Here is a 22,159-nt window from a genome sequence, read left to right on the forward strand (position 1 = left end):
ACGGTATCCGTTTCAGCGGGAAATATAAGGATGATTGATGATGTGAAACCCATGTATCCTAATATTTTCAAGAAATTATTGGCTGGAGGGATTGTCCGTGCTGAGTATCCACCGCACTTCTACGGCAGAGGAGCCCGCTTCCTTGCAGGAGCATTTCGCAGCTTTTCGCGAGCATACAATTGGGAGCCGGCATGTGATTTCAACGCCCTATGGCCGGCAGCCGCTGCTCTATGCCGACTGGACAGCCAGCGGAAGGCTGTATGAACCCATAGAGCGTAAAATCCAGGAGAGCTTCGGCCCCTATGTAAGCAACCCACACACAGAATCCAATACCACGGGGCTGACGATGACCGGGGCCTATAATGAAGCGCGGAGAATCATCAGGGACCATGTGAACGCCGGACCCGGGGATGCTCTGCTTTTCTGCGGCAACGGCACTACGGGCGCAGTGAATAAACTGATGCGCCTGATGGGCCTGAAACTCCCGGAATGGATGCAGGAAGAGTATCTCTGCCCCCCCGAGGACCGGCCGGTCATCTTTGTCAGTCATATGGAGCATCACTCCAATCTGCTGCCGTGGCAGGAAGGCATCGGTGATGTCGTCACCGTCCCTGCCGGTTCAGATGGAACGATAGATTTGCGGCAGCTGGAGCGCCTGCTGATGCTCTACCGGAACCGCCGCTTCAAGATCGGCTCCTTCACTGCCTGCTCCAACGTAACCGGTATTCAGACCCCTTATCACAGGCTCGCCGCGGTTATGCACCGCCACGGTGGAGTTTGTTTTGTTGATTTTGCCGCCAGCGCTCCGTATATCCCCATCAACATGCATCCTAATGATCCGCTGGAGAGGCTGGATGCCATCTTCTTCTCACCACATAAATTTCTGGGCGGCCCCGGTACAGGCGGAGTACTAGTCTTCGATGCAGGTTTAAAGCGAGGCCGTCAGCCGGATGAGCCGGGCGGGGGAACGGTGATATGGGTCGACGCCTGGGGAGGGCGCCGCTATATCCATACGGTTGAAGTCAGTGAAGACAGCGGGACTCCGGGTTTCCTGCAAGCCTTCCGAATAGCATTGTGCCTGAAGCTGAAGGATGCCATGAACGGAGATGGCGGATTCATGATGGAGAGAGAGCATCAGCTGTGCAGCCGGCTGCTCGCCGGACTTGACTCTATCCCGGGCTGCACGATCCTTGCTGGAGAACACACGCGGCGCCATGGGATCGTATCCTTCAATGTACAGGGGATTCATTATAATCTTGTGGTCAAACTGCTTAATGACCGGTTTGGTATCCAGGGGCGCGGAGGCTGTTCGTGCGCAGGACCTTATGGCCATCATCTGCTGGGTCTTGACCGGGAACGCTCGCGTGAATTTATCCAGGCCATTCATGCTGGCGACCAGTCGCTTAAGCCGGGTTGGGTCCGCCTCTCCCTGCACCCTATTATGACTGACGGCGAGGTGGAGCGGATGGTAAGCGCCATCCGCAGCATTGCCCGCCACATTAGTGATTGGCAGCAGGATTACCGCTATAACCGCGCGACTAACAGCTGGCTTCATTTTACCGAAGAAGGCGGAACCGGGACTGCTGTCCGCGAATTATTCGCGTTGTAGCGATTCACCGGCAGGAAGCTCCTCCTCCCTTACCCGCGCGGCCCGGGCAAACCGGGCTTCAATGGCCTTAACCCCCCAGAGTGAGACTCCGATAAAGAGCAGCACGTAGAGGATTTCCCCGGGATGGCGGATGAACCGTTCCATATCATTTCCGATATAGGAGACTGCAAACACCATGATGGCTTTGCCTGCGCACAGCGCAATCAGGTACGAGCGCAGCCGCATCTGGGCCAGCCCGGCAGCCATATTGATTACGACAAACGGCCCGACCGGGAATATGCTGAGCAGAAACACATAGCTGAAGCCGCTGTTGCGGACCCAGGTCATGCTCTTTGCAACCTTGGGCCGCAGCGCCCACTTGCGCAAGTAGGGGTGCGAAGCGATTTTACGGATAATCAGGAACGTAGTTACACAGCCCGCAACCAGCCCGAGCCAGGAATACAAAAAACCCAGCCACAGCCCGTACACCGCCCCATTGAGTCCCACGATCGCAATCGTCGGCAACGGCGGCACAAAGGATTTCATAAAGGTGAGCCCGACTCCGGGCAGAGGCCCCAGCGACCGGTATTGCTCCAATAGCTGCCGGAGGCGCTCCTCCGTAAGCCATGACATCATATCTAAATAAAACATAGGATTCCGCTCTCCTCATCCATAGTTGAAATGGCTTAACATTGAGCCTCAATTATACAATACTTTTCGCTGGATGCGGTGTCTTGACGCACATCGGATGGACATGCGAAGAGAAGCGAGACACGGGAATATGCCAAAAAGCCGCGATCCTAAGATCGCAGCCTTGTAACGCTTATGACAGCTCAGATATGTGTTTCTATGGGGGTACCTGGTTTGATTCCGGCAAAAAGCAACGTCGTCACATGCTTGCGCGCATCGGCTGTAAGCAGCAGCAGCTCTTGGGAGCTTTTACCCGGATCACTGCTGATGAACTTCACTCTCGCTCCGTCCAGATCCTCCTGGATACTGGTAATGGAGTAACCCTGCCGCAGCAAAGTGTCAACCTCCTGCCGTTCCTTGTCAAACTCGGCATATGCAGACATTTAGACCACTCCTCCGCTGATTTCTGCTTGAGCGGGACGCGGCGCTTCGGCTTCAAAGCGTTTGCGGTGCAGATATTTGCCGCAGCCCGCCTTGCCTACATACTGCTTGTCACGGATGACGAATTCCCCCCTGCTCAGCACGGAGACGGGCTCACCCTGGACCTCCATGCCTTCAAAGGCATTGTAATCCACGTTCATATGATGGGTACCGGCAGAAAGGGTTCTTTTCACAGCAGGGTCGAAAATAACGATATCCGCATCGCTGCCTACAGCAATGGTGCCCTTCTGAGGGAACAGTCCAAACAGCTTGGCGCTGGACGTTGAAATGATATCAACAAATTTATGAAGAGAAATGCGGCCTTTCTGCACACCTTCGGAATAGAGCACGCTGAACCGGTCTTCAATGGTTGGTCCGCCGTTCGGAATTTTCGAGAAGTCACCCAGACCCAGATCCTTCTGCCCCTTGAAGTTAAAAGAGCACTGGTCGGAGCCGATCGTCTGCAGTGTGCCGCTCCAGAGCGCATCCCACAGCACATCCTGGTTCCACTCTTCGCGCAGCGGCGGGGACCAGACATATTTGGCCCCTTCGAAGTCCGGCTTCTCAAGCGCTGTCTGATCGAGGACCAGATACTGCGGACAGGTCTCGCCGTAGACCCGCAGCCCTTTCCGGCGCGCTTCAGCGATCTTCCAGGCGGCTTCCGCACAGGTTACATGCACCACATAGAGCTGCGAATCGGTCAGCTCTGTCAGATAAGCGGCCCGGCCGGTAGCTTCACCCTCCAGCTCCGGAGGCCGGGTCAAGGCGTGGTAGATCGGATCGGTGTTTCCGGCAGCCAAGGCCTGCTCTACCAGATATTCAATCACATCGCCATTCTCAGCATGGACCATCACTAGTGCGCCTTCCCGCTTGGCGGCCTGCAGCGTCTTGTACAGCACGCCGTCGTCGGCCTGGAACGTGTTCTTGTAAGCCATGAACACCTTCAGCGAGGTGATGCCTTCCTTCTCAATAATCTGCGGCAGTTCGCCGAGCACTGTATCGTTCAGCTCTGAGACCATCAGATGAAAGCTATAGTCAATGACAGCCTTATCCCGCGATTTCCGGTGCCAGGTATCCACAGCCTGCTGCAGCGGCTGGCCTTTGGCAGTCAGGCAGAAGTCGATGACCGTTGTCGTCCCCCCGTAAGCGGCGGCAATGGTTCCGGTCTCGAAGTCGTCAGCGGTTACCGTACCTCCAAAGGGCATATCCAGATGGGTATGGGGATCGATGCCTCCTGGAAAGACATATTTGCCGGAAGCGTCGATGATCTCCGCACCCGGCACTTCCAGATTCAGACCAATACCGGTGATCATCCCGTCTTCCACCAGGATATCTCCTTTATAGGTGTCCGCTGCGGTAACTATAATGCCGTTTTTGATGATCTTCTTCATCCTTATACCACCTCCGCTTCCGAGTACGAGCCGTTCAAACCACTGATCACCTGATTCCGCTGATTCCAGGTCATTGGCGCTGCCCCGCTGTCCAGAGCGACCATATCAATTGCACCGTCTGCCGGACAGACAATCGAACACAGATTGCAGCCTACACAGTCTTCCTCACGCACTTGCAGAATCGCCTTGCCCTCGGCATTGGTCAGCATATCGATACATTGATGCGAGGCGTCCTCGCAGGCAATATGGCATTTATTACAGTTGATGCAGTTATCCTCATTAATCCGGGCCACTACTTTGTAATTCAGGTCCAGATCGCCCCAGTTGGAGTATTTGGGCACTGATTTACCGATCAGCTCCGTGACCGAAGCGAGGCCTTTGTCATCCAGATAGTTGTTCAGGCCTTCGATCATCTCCTCGACAATCCGGAACCCGTGATGCATCACCGCCGTGCAGACCTGGATGCCCGTTGAACCCATTAGCATGAACTCCACCACATCCTGCCAGGTAGAGATGCCGCCGATCCCGGAGATCGGCACACCTACACCGCGGTCGCGGGCACATTCAGCGACCATGCTGAGAGCGATCGGCTTCACCGCCGGACCGCAATAGCCGCCGTGCGCCCCTTGCCCGCCCACATTCGGAATGGTATTCCAGCTGTGGATATCCACTCCGGCCAGGCTGTTGATCGTATTAATCAGACTGATCGCATCCGCGCCGCCCTTGACAGCATGGCGGGCCACCACCGTAATGTCGGTAATATTCGGTGTCAGCTTCACAATGACGGGAGTGGTCGCCACTTCCTTGACCCAGGTCGTCTGGGCCTGCACCAGATCGGGCTGCTGGCCGGAGGCAGCGCCCATCCCGCGCTCAGCCATGCCGTGCGGACAGCCGAAGTTAAGCTCCAGCCCGTCAACACCTACAGCTTCGACCCGCTTGACGATTTCATGCCACTTCTCCTGCTTGGGTTCCACCATCAGGGAGGCGATAATCGCATGATTCGGAAATCTTTTCTTCGTTTCATAGATTTCCTTCAGGTTCACCTCAAGCGGACGGTCTGTGATCAGCTCAATGTTGTTAAAGCCCGCTACGCGCTGTCCGTTAAAATGCACAGCTGCAAAACGCGATGAGGTGTTAATCACCGGCTCCCCCAATGTTTTCCACACCGCACCTCCCCAACCTGCCTCAAAGGCGCGCTGCACTTGGTAGCCTGTATTGGTAGGCGGGGCAGAGGCCAGCCAGAACGGATTGGGTGACTTGATTCCTGCAAGATCAATTCTCAAATCTGCCATTAATGTTCCCTCCCTGTCATGTATGTCCGGCAAGAGCAACCGGTCTTGTATTCGCACAGCAACCCCAATTTATACGGCAGAACCTAACACGCTATCCTGAAGGCCCGACATTTGCTTCATAATGGCATAAGCAGCATCCTTGCCCTGCTGGGCAGCGGAGACCACCATCGCTTCACCTTTGCCCGAGCCGAAGACGATATCCCCGGCGGCATAGATCTGAGGATCGGAGGTCAGGCCGGTTCGCTCATCGATCTTAACGACGCCCCACTCGTGCTCCAGGCCCAGTGCTTCAATGAGGTCAACCCGCCGTTTCTGCCCGATGGCCACCACCACCGCGTCCACCGGCATGAGGAATTCTGAGCCTTCCACAGGCATCGGTGTCAGACGCCCGTCCTTGCCGATCTCTCCGGTCAGCTTCATCTGTACACACTCCAGAGCGGTCACATTGCCCAGCTCATCCCCGATGATCCGCTTGGGCAGAGTCAGCCAGCTGAATTCCACGCCTTCCTGCTTGGCGAATTCATATTCAAAATCATAAGCCGTCATCTCCGCGAGCGTCCGGCGGTAGACCATCTTCACATTCGCCGCTCCCAGCCGCACCGAGCAGGTAGCCGCATCAATCGCCGTGTTGCCTGCGCCAATAACGGCGACCCGCTGGCCCATCAGCTCCAGTGCCGGAATGCCTGTCTTTGTGGTTTCCACGAGTTCTATAGCATCATAGACCCCGGAGAGCTTCTCTCCTTCAATACCCAGCGGCGGAACATAACCCATTCCCGCAGCCAGTACGATGGCATCATACCCGGCCTTCAGTTCTTCCACGGAGACATCAACGCCCACTTTCACCCCTGTACGGATCTCTACGCCCAGCTTCTCGACCTGCTCCACTTCCCACAGGGATATGGACTGCGGCAGCCGGAACGAGACGATTCCGTGTGTATCCAGTCCGCCGGCAAGCTCCTTCGCTTCATAGATCACCACACCATAACCTTCACGCGCCAGTTCTCTGGCCGCAGACAGCCCGGCCGGACCGCCGCCAATCACCGCGACTCTTTTGCCGTTCGGAACGCCTGCCTTAAATAATTCCATCCCGCTGTTGATCGCCCAATCGGTGGCATAGCGCTGCAGCAGCCCGATTTGAATCGGCGCAGAAGCGTCATTCAGCACACATGCCCCTTCGCACAGCTCCTCCGTCGGGCAGACACGTGCGCAGCTTGCGCCCACCGGATTGGCATCCATGATGGTTTGTGCCGAGCCCTTCAGATTGTCCGTGGCAATACGTTTAATGAAAGAAGGAATATTAATGCTGGTCGGGCAGGCCTTGATGCAGGGGGCATCGTAACAATACAGACAACGATTGGATTCTTCGATTGCACCTTTGCGGGTAAGGCCACGTTCGGCCTCGGCGAAACCCCGCATGAACATATCGGGCGTAAATGTGTTTAACGGAGAAGAATGCTCCATCCGTATCCCTCCTTCTGTATGAGTGGTTTCCGCTTGAACTGCATGTTTGTGTTATATAATATAACATTATTACGAGTATTGCCTTAATATTTTACTTACTTCTCAGGATTATTGTAGTAAAATGAACAATAAACCTGATTTCATTTCTACTTTCTATGTGTATAGGTCAACTATTCTGACATGTTATATTGAAACTATAGTGAATTCCATTTTTCGTTACATTAGACAGATTGTCTAATTTCAAAAGTGTATTTTTTACACCAGGCAGGAAGCCGGTCATACGTCAAGCGAGGGGGAAGTTTATGGATTGGGAGCTTGTATTTACGATTCGTGATGCGCTGAAAAGACCGTTGTTCGCCGAAGCGGAAATCATCGGCGGAAGAACCGGCTTAAGCCGTGCCATCCGCTGGGTGCATGTGCTGGAGAGCGCGAGCTTTGAAAGTCTGATCCACGGGGAAGAGATGATTCTGACCACCGGCATAGGCGCAAGCGCCGATCTGCCCTCTTCCTTATCTTTTATGCAGAATCTGATTGATAAGAACGCAGCCTGCTTATGCATTGAGCTGGGAGCCTATTTCAGCAGCATTCCGCAGGAAATGATTGATCTCGCCAACCAGCATGACTTCCCGCTGATTATTTTTACCCGCACTGTACGCTTTGTAGATATCACCCTTGACCTGCATTCCCTCATTATCAACCGCCATCACCGCATGCTTCAGGAGCTAGAAAGTATCTCCCGTGAGTTCCACCGTCTGACGCTAACCTCCCAAGGTGCGCTCAAGGTTCTGCAATTATTATGCAAAAGCACCCGCACGCAAATTGTATATATGCAGCCGCAAGGGAAACCCCTGTTCTTCCCGGCGCTCCCGCCCGAGGAGCAGGCACCGCTCCTGAGCTTCTTCGAAGCCTTCGGCGAAGAGATGGAAGGCGTGCAGCCGGATGCTGCCCCTTATATCCGCGACTACGGCCACAAGACGATTGCCCTGAAGCCGGTAGGCGCGCTCGATCAGACCTGGGCTTATATTCTGATGGTCTGCAATCACAAGCCGCAGGAATTCGACTGCCTGCTGCTCGACTCTGCTTCACTGTCGATCGCACAGGAGCTGCTGCGCACACGGTATATGGAGGAACGCAAGCTGTTCTCGGAGAATCTGTGGGTGGATGAGCTGATTGGCGGCCGGACCCAGGATGACAACCGGCTCAAAGGGCTGGTCGGTCCCGACTTCAATGTCGTCAATGAGCTGCCGTACCGCGTGTGCCTGATCGAAATCGAAAATCCCCGCGACGTGAAATGGAACAGCTCGGAGAACGACTGGGAGTCGATCACCTTTCACCTGTCGCTCATCCTGCGCTCCATCTTCGAGAAGTACTCTCTGCGGCCGCTGATTACACTGAAGAATAACCGCCTCACGGTTATCGCCCTTGATATCCAGTCCAAGCTGCCGGGCAAGCTGCGGCTGCAGCAGGCACTGGATACGCTGCAGCACATCCGTTCCGACGAGAAGCTGAAGGACCTGCAGCTCGTCATCGGAGTCAGCAAGTCCCACCGGGGTCTGAAACACGCCTATGCCGGTTACCAGGAAGCCGTACAGGCACTGTCTCTATATTCTTGTTATCAGAAGTCTATTCTGTTCTATGAAGAGCTCGGCGTCTTCCAGCTGCTGCTGAGCCTGAATGACGGTAAGACACTGGAGAACTTCATCCGCAGCTATCTCGGCCCGCTGATCGACCATGATATGGCCAAAGGAAGCGAGCTGCTGCTCACCCTGCGTGTCTACCTCGACCACGACGGTTCGAAACAGATTGCCGCCCGGAATTTGTTCATCGTCAGACAGTCCCTTTACTACCGGCTGGACAAAATTACCGAGCTGCTGGGTGAAGACTTCATGCTTCCGGAGAACCGCATCTCCATCCAGGTCGCCCTGCGCGCCTATCAGCTTCTGTATCCCGAGAAATTCACTCTCCCCAGCTCCCGTTCAGCACAGCTGTAACGGTGTCGATGATGAACTGGATATCCTCATCGGTGGAGGATAGCGGAGGTGCAAGGGTAAGCACATTATTGAAGCCAGCTACCGTATCGCCGTTTTTGCCAATGATCAGACCTTTCGCTTTGCACCCGGCAATAATCCCCTTAACAACAGCCAGATCAGCAGGCTGCTTAGTGACCTTGTCCGCTACCAATTCAATGCCAATGACAAGTCCAAAGCTGCGGATATCTCCCACCAGCCTATGGTCCAGCAGTTCAGCGAATCCGGCAGTCAGCTTCTTGCCCAGAATATCCGCGCGCTCCACCAGGTTCTCCTGTTCCAGGATTTCCAGATTGCGCAAGGCAAGCGCACAGGCTGCCGGATTACCGCCAAAAGTGTTCACATGCCGGAAATGCCCGTAGTCGTCACTATTGTCCTTGAAGGCCTCGTAGATATCCTTGCGGACGGCCGTTGCCGACAGTGGAAGGTAGGCACTGGTCAAGCCTTTGGCCATAGTGACTATATCTGGTTTCACGCCAAAATTCTGATGCCCGAATTTGCGGCCGGAACGCCCGAAGCCGCAGATCACCTCGTCAATAATCAGCAGGACTCCGTGCTTGCGGCAAATCTCCTGAACCCGATCCATATAAATCTGATGCGGCACAATGACGCCGCCGCCGGTAATGACCGGCTCCATAATAACTGCCGCTACCGTGTCCACGCCTTCCCAGACGATCGTATCCTCAATAGCCTGCGCACTCTGAAGGTTGAATTCCTCCACAGTCATGCCCGCTGGACGTCGGTAGCTGTCCGGCGGGGCTACATGCAGAAACCCGCCGCACAGCGGCTCGTATTTATATTTCCGCTGCGCCTGGCCAGTGGCCGAGAGCGCACCAAGGGAGCTGCCATGATAACCCCGGTAGCGGGCGATGAATTTATGACGGTAATGCTGGCCAATCTGCTGCTGGTATTGGCGGGCTATTTTGAAGGCTGCTTCATTGGCTTCTGACCCGCTGTTGGAGAAGAAAATAACATAGTCGCCTTCCAGCCATTCATTCAGCTTCTCGGCCAGGGCAATTGCCGGCATATGGCTCTGCGTAAGCGGGAAATACGGCAGGCTAAGGAGCTGATTGTAAGCCGCCTCTGCCAATTCCTTGCGTCCATAGCCAACATTCACACACCACAGGCCGGACATGCCGTCCAGAAACTTGTTGCCGTCAATATCCGTCACCCATGAGCCGCTTGCTTTTACTGCGATCATCGGCGGATTTTTTTCATTGTAAGGGGTAATATTATGCCACAAATACTGCTGATCCTTTTGGATGGCCAGCTCGCTATCGTTCCCCAGGCTTTGCATGGCACTCTCTCCTCTCAACATTCCATAGTAGTCAATAACGTGCGGTAACCATTTTCTTGCGGGTATAGAACTCTACGCCGTCCCTGCCGTTCGCATGCAGGTCTCCATAAAAGGATTTCTTGTAGCCCGAAAAAGGGAAAAAGGCCATCGGCGCAGGCACGCCCAGGTTAACCCCCAGCATTCCCGCATCAATCTCTTCCCGGAATTCCCGGATCGCCTTGGCGCTGTCCGTATAGATGCAGGCTCCATTGGCAAAAGGGGACTGATTGGTCACGGCAATGGCCTCGGCGAGATCTTTGACCCGCACTACAGCCAGCAGCGGCGCAAAAATTTCATCCTGCCAGATCGTCATGCCCGGCTGCACACGGTCAAATATGGTCGGACCGATGAAATAACCCGCTCCGGCTGCCGCATGGTCCAGTCTGCCATCCCGCACCAGCTCCGCCTGTTCCTTAATCCCTGCTTCGATATAAGCGATTGTACGCTCCTTGTTCGATTGGCGTATCACCGGGCCAAGGAATACTCCCTCGTCCTTGCCGTCGCCGATCTTCAGGCCATCAGCAGCTTCACTCAGGCGGCTTACCAGCCTATCCGCGATCCCCTCATGCACAACCACCACAGAGCAGGCCATACAACGCTCACCTGCTGAGCCAAAGGCGGCGGAAATGATGTTTTTGACCGCGTTATCGAGATCGGCATCGGGCAGTACTATGGAATGGTTCTTAGCCCCTGCCAGGGCCTGCACCCGTTTGCCGAACGATGTTCCGTGCTTATAGACATACTCCGCAACCGGCTGGGAGCCTACAAAGGAAATAGCTTTGACTTCCTCGTGCTCGAGCAGACCGTTCACCACCTCATGCGCCCCGTGCACCACATTCAGCACCCCTGGCGGAAATCCCGCTTCCGCAAACAGCTCGGCCAGCCTGTTCATCAGCAGCGGCGTACGCTCGGAGGGCTTCAGGACAAAGGTGTTTCCGCAGGCGATCGCCAGCGGAAACATCCAGCAGGGCACCATCATCGGGAAGTTGAATGGCGCAATGCCGCCAACCACCCCAAGCGGGTACCGGTACATGCCTGACTCGACACCGGTAGCAATGTCCGGCAACTGACTGCCCATCATCAGTGTGGGAATGCCGGCGGCAAATTCCACACATTCAATGCCGCGCTGCACTTCTCCAAGCGCTTCCTCCAGGCTTTTGCCGTTCTCCAGCGTGATCAGTCCAGCCAGCTCATTCCAATGCTGAACCAGCAGCTGCTGGTACTGGAAGAAAAAGCGGGCCCGGCGCGGTACAGCAACCTTTTTCCAGGAAGAGTACGCCTCTGCTGCCGCTTTCACCGCATCATCCAGCTCCTCCCGGCTGGAGAGCGGCACATAAGCGATGACCTCGCCGGTCGCCGGATCGAACACTTCTTCCTGTTGCCCGGAGGAGGACTCCACCCAAACTCCATTTACGTAGTTTTTCACTTTCTCCGTTTGCCTTACAAGCAGAGACATCACCTGCACCTCTTTCCATCTTCTGGGCTGCTGATTATAATAGATGACCGCCCCATCCGGCGGTCATCTATTAGGAATATGAGTGGAGCCGTGTTATTTTGCCGCCATCTCCACAATTTCGTTCGTATAGGCTTCATCCACCTTGGATGCGGTCTTGATGACGCCGAACTTAAGAGCGATATCTGCCGTCTGCTGGAACGCTGCCGCATCGGTATAACCCATTTTGGAAGCGTCGAAGCCTTCCGGCTGAATCAGCTTGGCAACCTCGGTCATCATCGTCAGCTGATGCTCCCGGGTGGTGCTGCCCTCCTCAGCCAGCTTCATGACACTGTCAACCGCCGCTTCCGGATCGGCAATCGCGTCCTTCCAGCCTTTCAGGGAAGCACGGACAAACTTGGCGGCCGTTTCCTTGTTGGCTTCGAGCCACTCCTTGTTAGCGAAGAGGTTGTCTTCCAGCATCGCCACACCTTCATCATTCATGTCGATTACATTCAGATCCTCTGCCTTGATACCCGATTCCAGCACGACCTGATATTCGTTATAGGTCATGGCTGAAGCCGCGTCGATCTCCCCGCCGAGGAACTGGTCCATCGTGAAGCCCTGCTTGGTAAATTTCAGGTCCTTATTCGAATCCAGTTTGTATTTATCGAAAAGTGCCAGAATCTCAAACTCGTTGCCGCCCATCCAGTTGCCGACCTTCTTGCCCTTCAGGTCAGCTGGTCCGCTGATGCCTGCATCCTTCTTCGATACCAGCACCAGTCCGCTCTTCTGAAAGATTTGCGCAATCTGCACCAGCGGCATTTCCTGCTCCTGGCTGGTCAATAGACTTGCGACCCAGTCCACGCCGATATCCGCCGATCCCCCTGCGACCTGCTGCTCCGGCACAATGTCCGGACCCCCAGGCAGAATTTCAACCTTCAGCCCTTCTTCCGCGTAATAGCCCTTGTCCTGGGCCAGGAAGTAACCGGCGAATTGAGCCTGAGGCACCCATTTCAGCTGCAGCTTGACCGTGACCGGATCTGCAGCGGGTTCCGTTGTTGCCGCCGCTTCCGGCGATGCGGAAGCCTCTGTTCCAGCCGTCCCCTCAGCCGCCGGAGCCGCATTGTTATTATTGCCGCCACACCCTGCCAGCAAAGAAATCATCATGATAAACGCCGCTACCAGCACCCCGCCACGAAACTTGCCCTTCTTCCTGTTCATCAAAATAACTCCCCCTACCCGTTTGAGTTTTCATTTCGGCAAAAGCCACAGCATGGTTACCAGCGTGATGCTCTATGCATACGGCCTGCGGAGGGGTTCTCTGTCTCCCTCTTCGCAGAAACCGGATGTAACGAATTCAGGGTATCAGGACCGCTGAGAGGAGTGCCACTTGATGAACACCTTCTCCAGCCGCTCCACAATCAGGTAAAAGAGGACTCCGGCAATGGCTGCCAGCACGATGCAGGACCAGCCGAGCGGCATTTTGGCCACTTTGATGGAATTGGAGAGCAGGTAGCCGAGACCCCGCGAGGAGAAGAAGAACTCCCCGACAATAGCTCCGATCATACTCGCTGTGGCATTGATCTTCAGCGCGGTGAACACATAAGGCAGACTGTTCTGGATACGCAGGTAGCGGAATACCGCCGGCCTGCCGGCTGCATACGAATGCATCAGGTCCAGAGCAAGGGGGTCAACCGCAGCCATACCCTTGTAGGCATTAATAGCCATCGCTGCCATCGTTGTCGCTGTAACAATTGCGGCCCGGGACCCGATGCCGTCCCCGAACCACAAGTTCATAATCGGAGCAAGCGCCACAATCGGCACAGCGTTCAGCGCAGCCACCAGGGTCAGGCTCCCTCCGCCCCAGCGGGGCCAGGCCGTTGCGGCCAAGGCGATCAGGAAGCCGCAGGCCGAACCGATCAGCATCCCCAAAACTGCCTCGGTCAGCGTATAGCCGGTATAGGAGAGCAGCAGGCTGAAATGATCCCGTATTGCTTCCGCGATGGCCGAGGGCAATGGAAGCTGATATTTCTTGAGATCAAAGAGCTTGTGGAAGACCTGAACCTCCCAAAGGATCAGAAATAGCACACCGGCCAGCAGGGGCAGAATCACACCCGGATTCAGCCATTTAGATGGCCGCCGGGGACTTCGACGTTTATCAGGATATGTTGTAATTTCGTTGTTAGTTGATGTGACTGGAGCCGTTGCTGCTTCTTTGCCTGATGATGCAATGAATGGTATATCCCGCACAGTAGTATTGCTCTCCATCAGCGGCTGCCCCCTTTCGGACGGAATTCCGGCTGCCATGGCGCTGCCAGGCGTTCCACCAGACTCATCAGCCAATAGCTGGCCATCCCCAGCAAGGCTCCAACAAGCACTGTTGACCAGAACATATACGTATGGGAGGGGCCGTAATAGAGATTACGCAGCATGATGACACCGATGCCATGCTGTGCGCCCATGAGCTCCACGAGGATTGCCCCGGTTACAGCGAGCGGAGCTGCAATCTTCAGGCCGCTGAAGAGGCCCGGCAGCGCAGCCGGAAAGCGCAGCTTCCAGTACACCGCCCAGGGCTTCGCAGCATAGGAGTGCATAAGCTCCACCGCCGGCAGATCCACGCTCCGCAGCCCGCGGAGCATATTCAGCGCGACCGGAAAAAAGGTGATGTAGCCGGAGATGATAATCCGCGACACCTGCTCGTCGCGCACAATGCCGTAGATGATCGGGGCCAGGCCCAGAATCGGAATCATCTGCGAGGCAACCGCATAAGGGAAGGCAAGCTGTTCAATCGTCTTCGAGAGACTCATCAGCACCGCGAGGACCACTCCGGCCACTGCACCGATCAGAAATCCGACTCCGGCATTGCCGAAGGTGGCTCCCCCCTCCTTCAAGAGCGTGCCGCTATATTTCCACAAGGTGGCCGCCACTTCATGAACGTAAGGCAGCTTGGATTGGGCCAGCGGCGTCTTCGCCACATTCAGCAGCCACCAGGAGACTGTCTCCCATACCACCAGCAAGCCGAAGATCCAGACGAACAGCGGCAGCACGCGGTCCCGCATAAACGTACTGTTCCCCTTCATCTCTACACCCCTTCGAAGCTGTCGCGGATATGGGCGATCAGTTCAAAAAACTGCGGACTGTTTCTCATCTCCGCCGTGCGCGGACGAGGGAGTGGAATATCCACAATCGCGGACAGCCTGCCCGGATGCGGAGATAACACGAACACGCGGTCCGAGAGGAAAATCGACTCGGGAATGCTGTGGGTTACGAAAACAATAGTGCTCTGCACCTTGTTCCAGACGGACAGCAGCTCCTCATTCAGACGCTCGCGGGTGAATTCATCCAGCGCGGAAAACGGTTCATCCATCAGCAGGATCTCCGGCTCCATCGACAGCGCTCTGGCGATGGCTACCCGCTGCTGCATCCCTCCGCTGAGCTGCCACGGATATTTGTCTGCGAAGCCCTGCAGGCCTACAAGATCCAGCAGTTCCAGCGCTTTGTCCTCACGTATGGATTTCTTCACACCCATCAATTCCAGAGGCAATGTAATATTATGCTTCACCTTCCGCCAGTCGTACAGGACCGGACTCTGGAAGACAATGCCGTATTTTTGGGCCAGACGGGCTTCGCGGGCACTCTTGCCGGCCACCGTAACGTCCCCGCCGGTTGGTGTTATAAGATCTGCCATCAGTCTCAGCAGTGTAGTTTTGCCGCAGCCGGACGGGCCGAGCAGAGAGACGAACTCTCCCTTGGCAATATCCAGGCTCACTTGATGCAGAGCAAGCACATCGGCTGTATCGGTCTGGTAGCGCATCTCTACGTTCTGCAGCTGTATTTCAGGAATTCTTGCCGCGACTAATGACATATCCAGCTCCCCCTTTACTCCTGAATCTGATTATATTCCCTCGTTTATGTCATATAACATAACACATAATTACGTATTACTATTCTTTTTCTTCATTTATGTAGGATTAACTAACATGTTACACTTTGCTCCGGTGACTCTCACTAGACAAAAAGTAAAATAGCGTCAGAAAAATTCCGTCACTTTGTCTAGGTGGAGCCTATTCAGTATTAAAAATTGAGACTTTTTCCGATAAAGTAGGTATATATCATCATGCGGACAACCTTCATACCAAAGATTACACGATTTATGATTGATGCTATCTCACTATATCTTTCGACGATTAGGAGACAATCTGCCTATGCTCAACGCTTATGTCCATCCATGGAGGTCTGAACGATGGGATCCATGATTTCGAATTATATTGTGATTGTTGCGATCTCCGGTGTGTTGAATGTGCTGCTGGCTCTTTTTGCCTACTATAAAAGAACCGATTTCGCAGGAACCCGGGCCTTCATCCTCAGCTCCTTCACTTCAGCAGTCTATACCTTCGGCTTCGCTCTGGAGCTGTCGGGCCGGACCATGCCGGAAATCAGCTTCTGGATTAAGGTCGAGTATCTCGGACTGCCCTTCATTGCTCCCTCTAGTCTGATTATGATTATGTATTTCGTTGGACTGGAGCGGCTGATCCGAAAAGGGCTAGTTACCGCGCTCTATGCCGTGCCCTTCATCTCCGTCCTGCTCGTATGGACCAACGATTATCATCACTTGTTCTATCAGTCAATGTATTTCCGGGAAGGCGCACCCACACCGCTGATCGATATCGTGATGGGACCCTGGTATATTGTTCAGGGCAGTCTGACCTTTGGCTGCATGCTTGCGGGCATGTGCCTGATTCTCTGGCAGTGGAACCGGATGAAGCGCGTCTACCGCAGACAGCTGTCCATCATCTTCATCGGGCAGTTTCTCCCGGCTCTGGGGGCATTCCTCTATTTAATGGATGCAACCCCTTATGGGATGGACCCCGTACCCGTGATTATGAGTGTAACCTCGACCCTCTATATATGGGCTATCCTTTCCAGAGGTATGCTGACCGCCGCTCCTATCGCGCGCGAGAATCTCTTCGAGAGCATGCGCGACGGCGTGCTGGTTACGGATCTCTCCGATATGCTGGTGGATTACAACCGGGCTGCTACGGACATGCTTCAGGATCTGGATGCCTCAGCCATCGGCAAGCCTTTGGCCCAGCTCTTCCTTCCGGCGGGTCAGGATGCCGTTGACTATGTCATGAACTCCGATCCGCAGCTCAGTGAAGAGCGCGAGCTGGGCTGGAATATCCACGGTGAAACCCGTTATTACCAGGTCAGATCCTCTCCCGTGCAGAAGCACGACGGACATCTGGTGGGAAGGATGATTATGCTGATTGATGTCACGGAGCGGACACTGCTACAGGAGAAGCTGCTCCAGCTGGCCACCATCGACAGTCTCACCGGTATTTACAACCGGATGCATTTTATGGAGCTCAGCCGGCAGCTCCTGGAGGAAGCTTCACTCAACCTGACACCGGTCTCAGTGATTTTGCTGGACATCGACTTTTTCAAAAGCATCAACGACCGATACGGCCACCATTATGGAGATATGGCACTTCAGCATATTGTAGCCGTCTGCAGCCGGCATTTGCGGGAGGGTGATATTTTCGGGCGTTACGGGGGCGAGGAGTTTGTCCTCTGTCTTCCAGGAACCCCGTTGAAGCAGGCCGCTCTGTTATCTGAAGCGATTCGTGAGGATATTGAGCGCAGCTCCGTCTATACAATTTCCGGGTCCATTCATGTAACAGCAAGCTTCGGAGTGGTGGATTCCTCAAGCAAGAACCTCTCTCTCGAAGAGCTGCTCTCCGAAGCGGATCATGCCCTATATACCTCCAAGCGAAATGGACGTAATGCGGTTCACGTATCCAGCGGCTCCTCTATCACCCATTTCACACCGGTATAAGCAGCCCACGGTGATTGCCTGCGGTGAGGGGGGGCTCCGACAACGGCATTTCTGCCGTTGTTGCGGGGCAAACCTGCCGGCGGCGCTCCAGCAACGGCATTTCTACCGTTGTTTCGGGGCAAGCCCGCCGGCGGTGCTCCAGTAACGGCATTTCTGCCGTTGTTGCGGGGCAAACCTGCCGGCGGCGCTCCAGTAACGGCATTTCTGCCGTTGTTGCGGGGCAAACCTGCCGGCGGCGCTTCAGTAACGGCGTTTCTGCCGTTGTTGCGATGCTAAAACCGTACTTCACTTAACAGCATAGCCGTTGCAATTTCCAGTTTAGAGTTGCACGAATGGCCTCATTAGACGCGGCGCCGAGCTAATTGGAAAAAGTGAACTTAATTCGTCCTCACCCACTTCCCAGTAAGCACATGTTGGAAAAAGTAGAACTAATTCGTCCGATTTCCTCCCTTTCGGGTGAATTCGCTTAAATTAAGTCTACTTTTTCCTACTATTCTCTCCGCAGATGGCTTTTTCGTCTGATTAAGTGAACTAATTCCAACATCCAGCAGTTCCTCACACGCTACCCCTTTTTCTTTCCTAGGTAAGTACAAATCCGTCCATGAGACGTTACATTTCCTATAACAACAATAAGACCCCGTTTCTTAGCAGGCTTATCGCTTGCAAAGAAACGGGGCTGTTCTGCGTTAGGCATCCGCCGTTAACGCGCATTATTTTATTATGATGGGCTTTATTCACTCATTCACTCATTCATTTATTCATTATTCCTTCCTTTATTCATTTACTCCCGGCCAGAAAATACTCCACACCCTGCAGCAGATCAGCCGGCAGCTCCTGGAGCTTCAGATAATCCTTCAGCTCCTTCACTACGCGTTCGCGGTTATGCCCGAAGACATCCACAATCCGGGCCAGCCGTTCCCACGGTGCCAGATCGGCACGAAATTCCTCTGTGCTCATCGGTATGCCGTGCGATTCCACAACCCACTGGGCATTATAGCCGTAGGCAAGTCCAAGTAAATTCAGAAAGCCTGTGCTGCTATATTGACGGGGACCACCGTATACGGAAGGACCCAGGACATCCCCCAGAAAGAGGACGTTGTCTTCCTTCACGTGAAGAATACAGGAATCTGCCGAATGGTCACCGCCCACATGGCTCAATTCACAGGTGACTCCGCCCAAATCCACATTAATGCTCTCCGTAAACACGATATCCGGTTTCACAACCGTTATGTTCCTATTGTCCCCGTATTCCAGACGAATATGCTGCGCGCTCTCATCGCTGACGGTTCCGGTTAGAACCAGTTCCTCCAGATCATCATCCGACCAGCTGCGCCCGGCAAGATTACCCAGCACTTCTGCCGTTCCTTCATGGGCAATAACCGGCACTTTCCAGGTGGCCATACCAAAGGAATGGTCCCAATGCCAATGCGTCAGAACGATCAGCTCCGGCTGCCTCATACCGCGCTTAGCCATTTCCTGGCGGAAGAGCTCCGCGTGGGCTGGCGAATTCCCCGCATCCATCAGCAGGGTGCGCCTTTCCCCCGTAATTGCTGCCAGAATGGGCCGGTCGGTCTCATGCTCCGCATGCATGATCAAAATGTGCGGACTGAGTTGCTGAAATTCATGCTTCATGTATAGCTCCCTTTCTGTGTCCACCTTTATGGCATTGAATAGAGATTACTCTGTATCGTATATCTGCTGCATGATTGGGTGATAACAGCTCCCATAACCCTATAACCGGCTCCGCCGCTTGTACCGCAGCTATATTCCCATGTTGCATGAATTCCAAATATTAATCAACTGCCCGTTGTTTGTGAATAGCGGTTTTCAGTTTAATAAGAGTTGTAGAACGTGAACTTATATAACCGATTCATTTAAGCACGCTTCGAGCGGAAGAGGGGGAGATTCCATGATCAAAATCGGGCTAACGGGCTTTGGAGATCATGAGGAGCTGTACGGCAAAATTAAACCGGCTGAACGGTTGCCTGTCTATAGCGCTCATTTCCCCATCGTGGAGATCGACAGTTCTTTCTATGCGGTGCAGCCGGTCAGGAATTACGCCAAATGGGTAGCTCAGACCCCGGATGAATTCCAGTTCATCGTCAAGGCATATCAGGGCATGACCGGACACTTGCGCGGTAAAAAGAATTACTATGATACCTCCGAAGAGATGTATCAGGCTTTTCACACCTCGATAGAGCCTGTACGGACAGCCGGAAAGCTGGCCATGGCTCTTTTTCAATTCCCGCCCTGGTTCGACTGTACCAAGGACAACGTGGAGTTTCTGCGCGAGGCCAAGGAAAGGATGCTGGATGTTCCTTCCGCAATCGAATTCCGCAACGAATCCTGGTACAGCCCTGAAATGCGTGACAACACACTGAGCTTCCTGGAGAAGGAGGGCTGGATTCATACAGTGGCAGATGAGCCGCAGGCCGGGTCCGGTTCGATTCCCATCGTGCCGGTGTCCACTACCTCTGATGCAACTTATATCCGGCTGCACGGACGCAATATCAGCGGCTGGAACCAGAGCAGCCACCCGGATTGGCGCAAACTGCGCTACCTGTACCGCTACAGCACCGAAGAGCTGACGGAGTGGCGGGACCGGCTGCTGGAACTTGAAAAAACATGCCGCGAGCTGTATGTTGTGTTTAATAATAACTCTGGTGGAGACGCCACTGACAATGCAAAAGAGCTGCAGTCGCTGCTCGGAATCGATGGCGGCCTGGCTCCGCGCCAGCTGAATTTTTTCTAAATTGCCCGGGTGATGCCTGGAGGTCTACATAATCTCTTCCACTCCTTGCTGAAGCACTAAGCGAAACAATACACCTATCCATCCGTTTCATTTCTATGAAGGAGGCCACAGAAAATGAAGAGAAACCATACTATGATGCAATTTTTCGAATGGCATGTCGCGGCGGACGGAGAGCACTGGAAGCGGCTGGCCCAAATGGCTCCCGAGCTGAAAGCGATAGGCATTGATTCCGTATGGGTGCCTCCGGTAACCAAGGCCGTCTCCGCTGAGGATACGGGCTACGGCGTATATGATCTCTATGATCTGGGCGAGTTCGATCAAAAAGGGACCGTCCGCACGAAATATGGCACCAAACAGGAACTGATCGACGCTATTGCCGAGTGTCTCAAGAACGGCATCGCCGTGTATGTGGACCTCGTCATGAATCATAAAGCAGGTGCAGATGAAACCGAGGTCTTCGAAGTTATTGAGGTAGATCGGAATGACCGCAATAAGGAGATCTCCGAACCTTTTGAAATCGAGGGTTGGACCAAGTTCACGTTCCCTGGCCGCGGTGACGAGTACTCCTCCTTCAAATGGGATCATAACCATTTCAACGGCACCGACTTTGATGCCAAAGGGAAACGAAGCGGAGTCTTCCGGATCAACGGCGAGAACAAGAGCTGGAATCAGAACGTGGATGACGAGTTTGGCAATTACGATTATCTTATGTTCGCGAACATTGACTACAGCCACGAGGAAGTCAAGAACGAGATGCTGGAGTGGGGCAAATGGCTGGTGGATACGCTGCAGTGCAGCGGCTATCGCCTGGATGCCATCAAACATATCAATCATGAATTCATTAAAGAATTCGCAGCAGAAATGACCAGGAAACGCGGCGAGGACTTCTACATCGTCGGGGAATTCTGGAACTCGAATCTCGAAGCCTGCCGGGAATTTCTCAATACGGTTGACTATCAGATTGACCTGTTCGATGTATCGCTGCATTACAAGCTGTATGCGGCTGCCCTTGGCGGCAGGGACTTTGATCTGACGCATATTTTTGACGACACGCTGGTGCAGACCCATCCCGGCAATGCCGTGACCTTCGTGGACAACCATGATTCCCAGCCGCATGAAGCACTGGAATCCTGGGTCGGGGACTGGTTCAAGCAGAGCGCCTATGCCCTCATTCTGCTGCGCCGTGACGGGTACCCGGTAGTCTTCTACGGTGACTATTACGGTATCGGCGGACCTGCTCCGATTGAAGGCAAAAAAGAAGCCATTAATCCCCTGCTGTACGCCCGCTGCCATAAAGCCTACGGTGAGCAGGATGATTACTTCGATCACCCGAACACCATCGGCTGGGTGCGCCGGGGCATTGAAGAGATGGAAGGCTCGGGCTGCGCTGTAGTCATCTCGAACGGAGACAACGGCGAGAAGCGGATGTTCCTCGGTGAAGAGCGTGCTGGGGAAGTATGGGTCGATTTCACCCATAACCGCGGGGAGTCCGTAACGATCGGTGAAGACGGCTGGGTGGCATTCCCGGTGAACGGCGGAAGTGTCTCCGTGTGGGCACTGCCGGATGCGGAAGAAGAGGAGCCTGCCGCAGAGGCGCAGAATGCGGAGGCGAAGGGTACCACGGACCGCGGTGCTACAGACAGCGGTGCTACAGACAGCGGGGATACTGACGGCGGTACTACAGACAGCGGTGCTACGGACAGCGGTACTACGGACAGCGGGGATACTGACAGTGGGGATACTGACGGCGAATCCGTCACCGGGGAAAAAGTTAAATGATTCAAAGCAAATAATTTCTGCTCAGAGAACCAAAGGAACACTCTCACCTCAGCGGCGATGCGCAGCTTGGATGGAAATATGCCCCTACCCGCTAAATAACTGAGGTGTGATGCACCTTAATGCGAGCGGGCTGAAATGGAAAAAGTACACCT

General features: G+C 54.3%; 18 protein-coding genes. 5 read left to right on the forward strand and 13 right to left on the reverse strand.

The window, feature by feature from the left end:
* Window positions 1-97: 97 nt before the first annotated feature.
* On the forward strand, window positions 98-1,609 hold the full coding sequence (locus ACTJKB_RS12135) for an aminotransferase class V-fold PLP-dependent enzyme (RefSeq protein ID WP_440834243.1): 1,512 nt from the start codon (window positions 98-100) through the stop codon (window positions 1,607-1,609).
* Here the strand turns inward: ACTJKB_RS12135 and ACTJKB_RS12140 are convergent.
* The 5 genes from ACTJKB_RS12140 to ACTJKB_RS12160 form a co-directional block, all read right to left on the reverse strand.
* Window positions 1,595-2,239 (reverse strand): TVP38/TMEM64 family protein, encoded by a 645-nt coding sequence (locus ACTJKB_RS12140; protein ID WP_440834245.1) that lies wholly within the window; start codon window positions 2,237-2,239, stop codon window positions 1,595-1,597. The genes ACTJKB_RS12135 and ACTJKB_RS12140 overlap by 15 nt on opposite strands.
* A 182-nt stretch (window positions 2,240-2,421) precedes the next feature.
* On the reverse strand, window positions 2,422-2,661 hold the full coding sequence (locus ACTJKB_RS12145; protein WP_440834247.1) for a hypothetical protein: 240 nt from the start codon (window positions 2,659-2,661) through the stop codon (window positions 2,422-2,424).
* The gene (gene hydA, locus ACTJKB_RS12150) at window positions 2,662-4,089 is read right to left on the reverse strand and encodes a dihydropyrimidinase (RefSeq protein WP_440834248.1); all 1,428 of its coding nucleotides are present in this window, start codon (window positions 4,087-4,089) and stop codon (window positions 2,662-2,664) included.
* Between the two features lie 2 nt (window positions 4,090-4,091).
* Entirely contained in the window at window positions 4,092-5,381 is a 1,290-nt protein-coding gene (gene preA, locus ACTJKB_RS12155; RefSeq protein WP_440834249.1) for an NAD-dependent dihydropyrimidine dehydrogenase subunit PreA, read from the reverse strand.
* 69 nt (window positions 5,382-5,450) lie between these two features.
* Complete coding sequence (locus tag ACTJKB_RS12160; protein WP_440834250.1) at window positions 5,451-6,842, reverse strand: NAD(P)-dependent oxidoreductase; 1,392 nt, start codon at window positions 6,840-6,842, stop codon at window positions 5,451-5,453.
* Window positions 6,843-7,144: 302 nt separating this feature from the next.
* Between ACTJKB_RS12160 and ACTJKB_RS12165 the strand changes: the two genes are divergently transcribed.
* A complete protein-coding gene (locus tag ACTJKB_RS12165; RefSeq protein WP_440834251.1) occupies window positions 7,145-8,833 on the forward strand; it encodes a PucR family transcriptional regulator in 1,689 nt (562 codons plus the stop codon).
* On the opposite strand, the gene ACTJKB_RS12170 is transcribed toward ACTJKB_RS12165, so the two are convergent.
* From ACTJKB_RS12170 to ACTJKB_RS12195, 6 genes are all read right to left on the reverse strand, one after another.
* Entirely contained in the window at window positions 8,799-10,166 is a 1,368-nt protein-coding gene (locus tag ACTJKB_RS12170; protein ID WP_440834252.1) for an aspartate aminotransferase family protein, read from the reverse strand. The two genes, ACTJKB_RS12165 and ACTJKB_RS12170, sit on opposite strands and share 35 nt — an antisense overlap.
* A 31-nt stretch (window positions 10,167-10,197) precedes the next feature.
* Window positions 10,198-11,661, reverse strand: coding sequence for a CoA-acylating methylmalonate-semialdehyde dehydrogenase (locus ACTJKB_RS12175; protein ID WP_440834253.1), 1,464 nt, complete (start codon window positions 11,659-11,661; stop codon window positions 10,198-10,200).
* 93 nt (window positions 11,662-11,754) lie between these two features.
* Window positions 11,755-12,861: an ABC transporter substrate-binding protein gene (locus ACTJKB_RS12180; RefSeq protein ID WP_440834254.1), complete on the reverse strand. Its 1,107-nt coding sequence runs from the start codon at window positions 12,859-12,861 to the stop codon at window positions 11,755-11,757.
* 144 nt (window positions 12,862-13,005) lie between these two features.
* Window positions 13,006-13,983: an ABC transporter permease gene (locus ACTJKB_RS12185; protein WP_440834255.1), complete on the reverse strand. Its 978-nt coding sequence runs from the start codon at window positions 13,981-13,983 to the stop codon at window positions 13,006-13,008.
* Entirely contained in the window at window positions 13,908-14,720 is an 813-nt protein-coding gene (locus ACTJKB_RS12190) for an ABC transporter permease (RefSeq protein ID WP_440834256.1), read from the reverse strand. The genes ACTJKB_RS12185 and ACTJKB_RS12190 overlap by 76 nt, the downstream gene beginning before the upstream one ends.
* A gap of 2 nt (window positions 14,721-14,722) precedes the next feature.
* Window positions 14,723-15,505, reverse strand: coding sequence for an ABC transporter ATP-binding protein (locus ACTJKB_RS12195; protein WP_074087412.1), 783 nt, complete (start codon window positions 15,503-15,505; stop codon window positions 14,723-14,725).
* A 378-nt stretch (window positions 15,506-15,883) separates the two neighbouring features.
* Between ACTJKB_RS12195 and ACTJKB_RS12200 the strand changes: the two genes are divergently transcribed.
* Entirely contained in the window at window positions 15,884-17,476 is a 1,593-nt protein-coding gene (locus ACTJKB_RS12200) for a histidine kinase N-terminal 7TM domain-containing diguanylate cyclase (RefSeq protein ID WP_440834258.1), read from the forward strand.
* On the opposite strand, the gene ACTJKB_RS12205 is transcribed toward ACTJKB_RS12200, so the two are convergent.
* Together ACTJKB_RS12205 and ACTJKB_RS12210 are read right to left on the reverse strand one after the other, a co-directional pair.
* Window positions 17,463-17,765, reverse strand: a complete 303-nt coding sequence (locus tag ACTJKB_RS12205) for a hypothetical protein (protein ID WP_440834259.1) — start codon at window positions 17,763-17,765, stop codon at window positions 17,463-17,465. The two genes, ACTJKB_RS12200 and ACTJKB_RS12205, sit on opposite strands and share 14 nt — an antisense overlap.
* 488 nt (window positions 17,766-18,253) lie before the next feature.
* Complete coding sequence (locus tag ACTJKB_RS12210) at window positions 18,254-19,108, reverse strand: MBL fold metallo-hydrolase (protein WP_440834260.1); 855 nt, start codon at window positions 19,106-19,108, stop codon at window positions 18,254-18,256.
* 277 nt (window positions 19,109-19,385) lie between these two features.
* On the opposite strand from ACTJKB_RS12210, the gene ACTJKB_RS12215 reads away from it, so the two are divergent.
* On the forward strand, window positions 19,386-20,228 hold the full coding sequence (locus ACTJKB_RS12215; RefSeq protein ID WP_440834262.1) for a DUF72 domain-containing protein: 843 nt from the start codon (window positions 19,386-19,388) through the stop codon (window positions 20,226-20,228).
* 114 nt (window positions 20,229-20,342) lie between these two features.
* Window positions 20,343-22,007: an alpha-amylase gene (locus ACTJKB_RS12220; RefSeq protein WP_440834263.1), complete on the forward strand. Its 1,665-nt coding sequence runs from the start codon at window positions 20,343-20,345 to the stop codon at window positions 22,005-22,007.
* Window positions 22,008-22,159: the final 152 nt, after the last annotated feature.

It is taken from the genome of Paenibacillus sp. 22594 (genome assembly GCF_052044425.1).
Lineage (GTDB): Bacteria > Bacillota > Bacilli > Paenibacillales > Paenibacillaceae > Paenibacillus_AQ.

Bases quoted from the DNA above. Each gene is read 5' to 3' on its own strand.
- ACTJKB_RS12140 (WP_440834245.1), bottom strand. From the start codon at position 2,239: ATGTTTTATTTAGATATGATGTCATGGCTTACGGAGGAGCGCCTCCGG.
- ACTJKB_RS12145 (WP_440834247.1), bottom strand. From the start codon at position 2,661: ATGTCTGCATATGCCGAGTTTGACAAGGAACGGCAGGAGGTTGACACT.
- hydA (WP_440834248.1), bottom strand. From the start codon at position 4,089: ATGAAGAAGATCATCAAAAACGGCATTATAGTTACCGCAGCGGACACC.
- preA (WP_440834249.1), bottom strand. From the start codon at position 5,381: ATGGCAGATTTGAGAATTGATCTTGCAGGAATCAAGTCACCCAATCCG.
- ACTJKB_RS12160 (WP_440834250.1), bottom strand. From the start codon at position 6,842: ATGGAGCATTCTTCTCCGTTAAACACATTTACGCCCGATATGTTCATG.
- ACTJKB_RS12165 (WP_440834251.1), top strand. From the start codon at position 7,145: ATGGATTGGGAGCTTGTATTTACGATTCGTGATGCGCTGAAAAGACCG.
- ACTJKB_RS12170 (WP_440834252.1), bottom strand. From the start codon at position 10,166: ATGCAAAGCCTGGGGAACGATAGCGAGCTGGCCATCCAAAAGGATCAG.
- ACTJKB_RS12175 (WP_440834253.1), bottom strand. From the start codon at position 11,661: ATGTCTCTGCTTGTAAGGCAAACGGAGAAAGTGAAAAACTACGTAAAT.
- ACTJKB_RS12180 (WP_440834254.1), bottom strand. From the start codon at position 12,861: ATGAACAGGAAGAAGGGCAAGTTTCGTGGCGGGGTGCTGGTAGCGGCG.
- ACTJKB_RS12190 (WP_440834256.1), bottom strand. From the start codon at position 14,720: ATGAAGGGGAACAGTACGTTTATGCGGGACCGCGTGCTGCCGCTGTTC.
- ACTJKB_RS12195 (WP_074087412.1), bottom strand. From the start codon at position 15,505: ATGTCATTAGTCGCGGCAAGAATTCCTGAAATACAGCTGCAGAACGTA.
- ACTJKB_RS12200 (WP_440834258.1), top strand. From the start codon at position 15,884: ATGGGATCCATGATTTCGAATTATATTGTGATTGTTGCGATCTCCGGT.
- ACTJKB_RS12210 (WP_440834260.1), bottom strand. From the start codon at position 19,108: ATGAAGCATGAATTTCAGCAACTCAGTCCGCACATTTTGATCATGCAT.
- ACTJKB_RS12215 (WP_440834262.1), top strand. From the start codon at position 19,386: ATGATCAAAATCGGGCTAACGGGCTTTGGAGATCATGAGGAGCTGTAC.
- ACTJKB_RS12220 (WP_440834263.1), top strand. From the start codon at position 20,343: ATGAAGAGAAACCATACTATGATGCAATTTTTCGAATGGCATGTCGCG.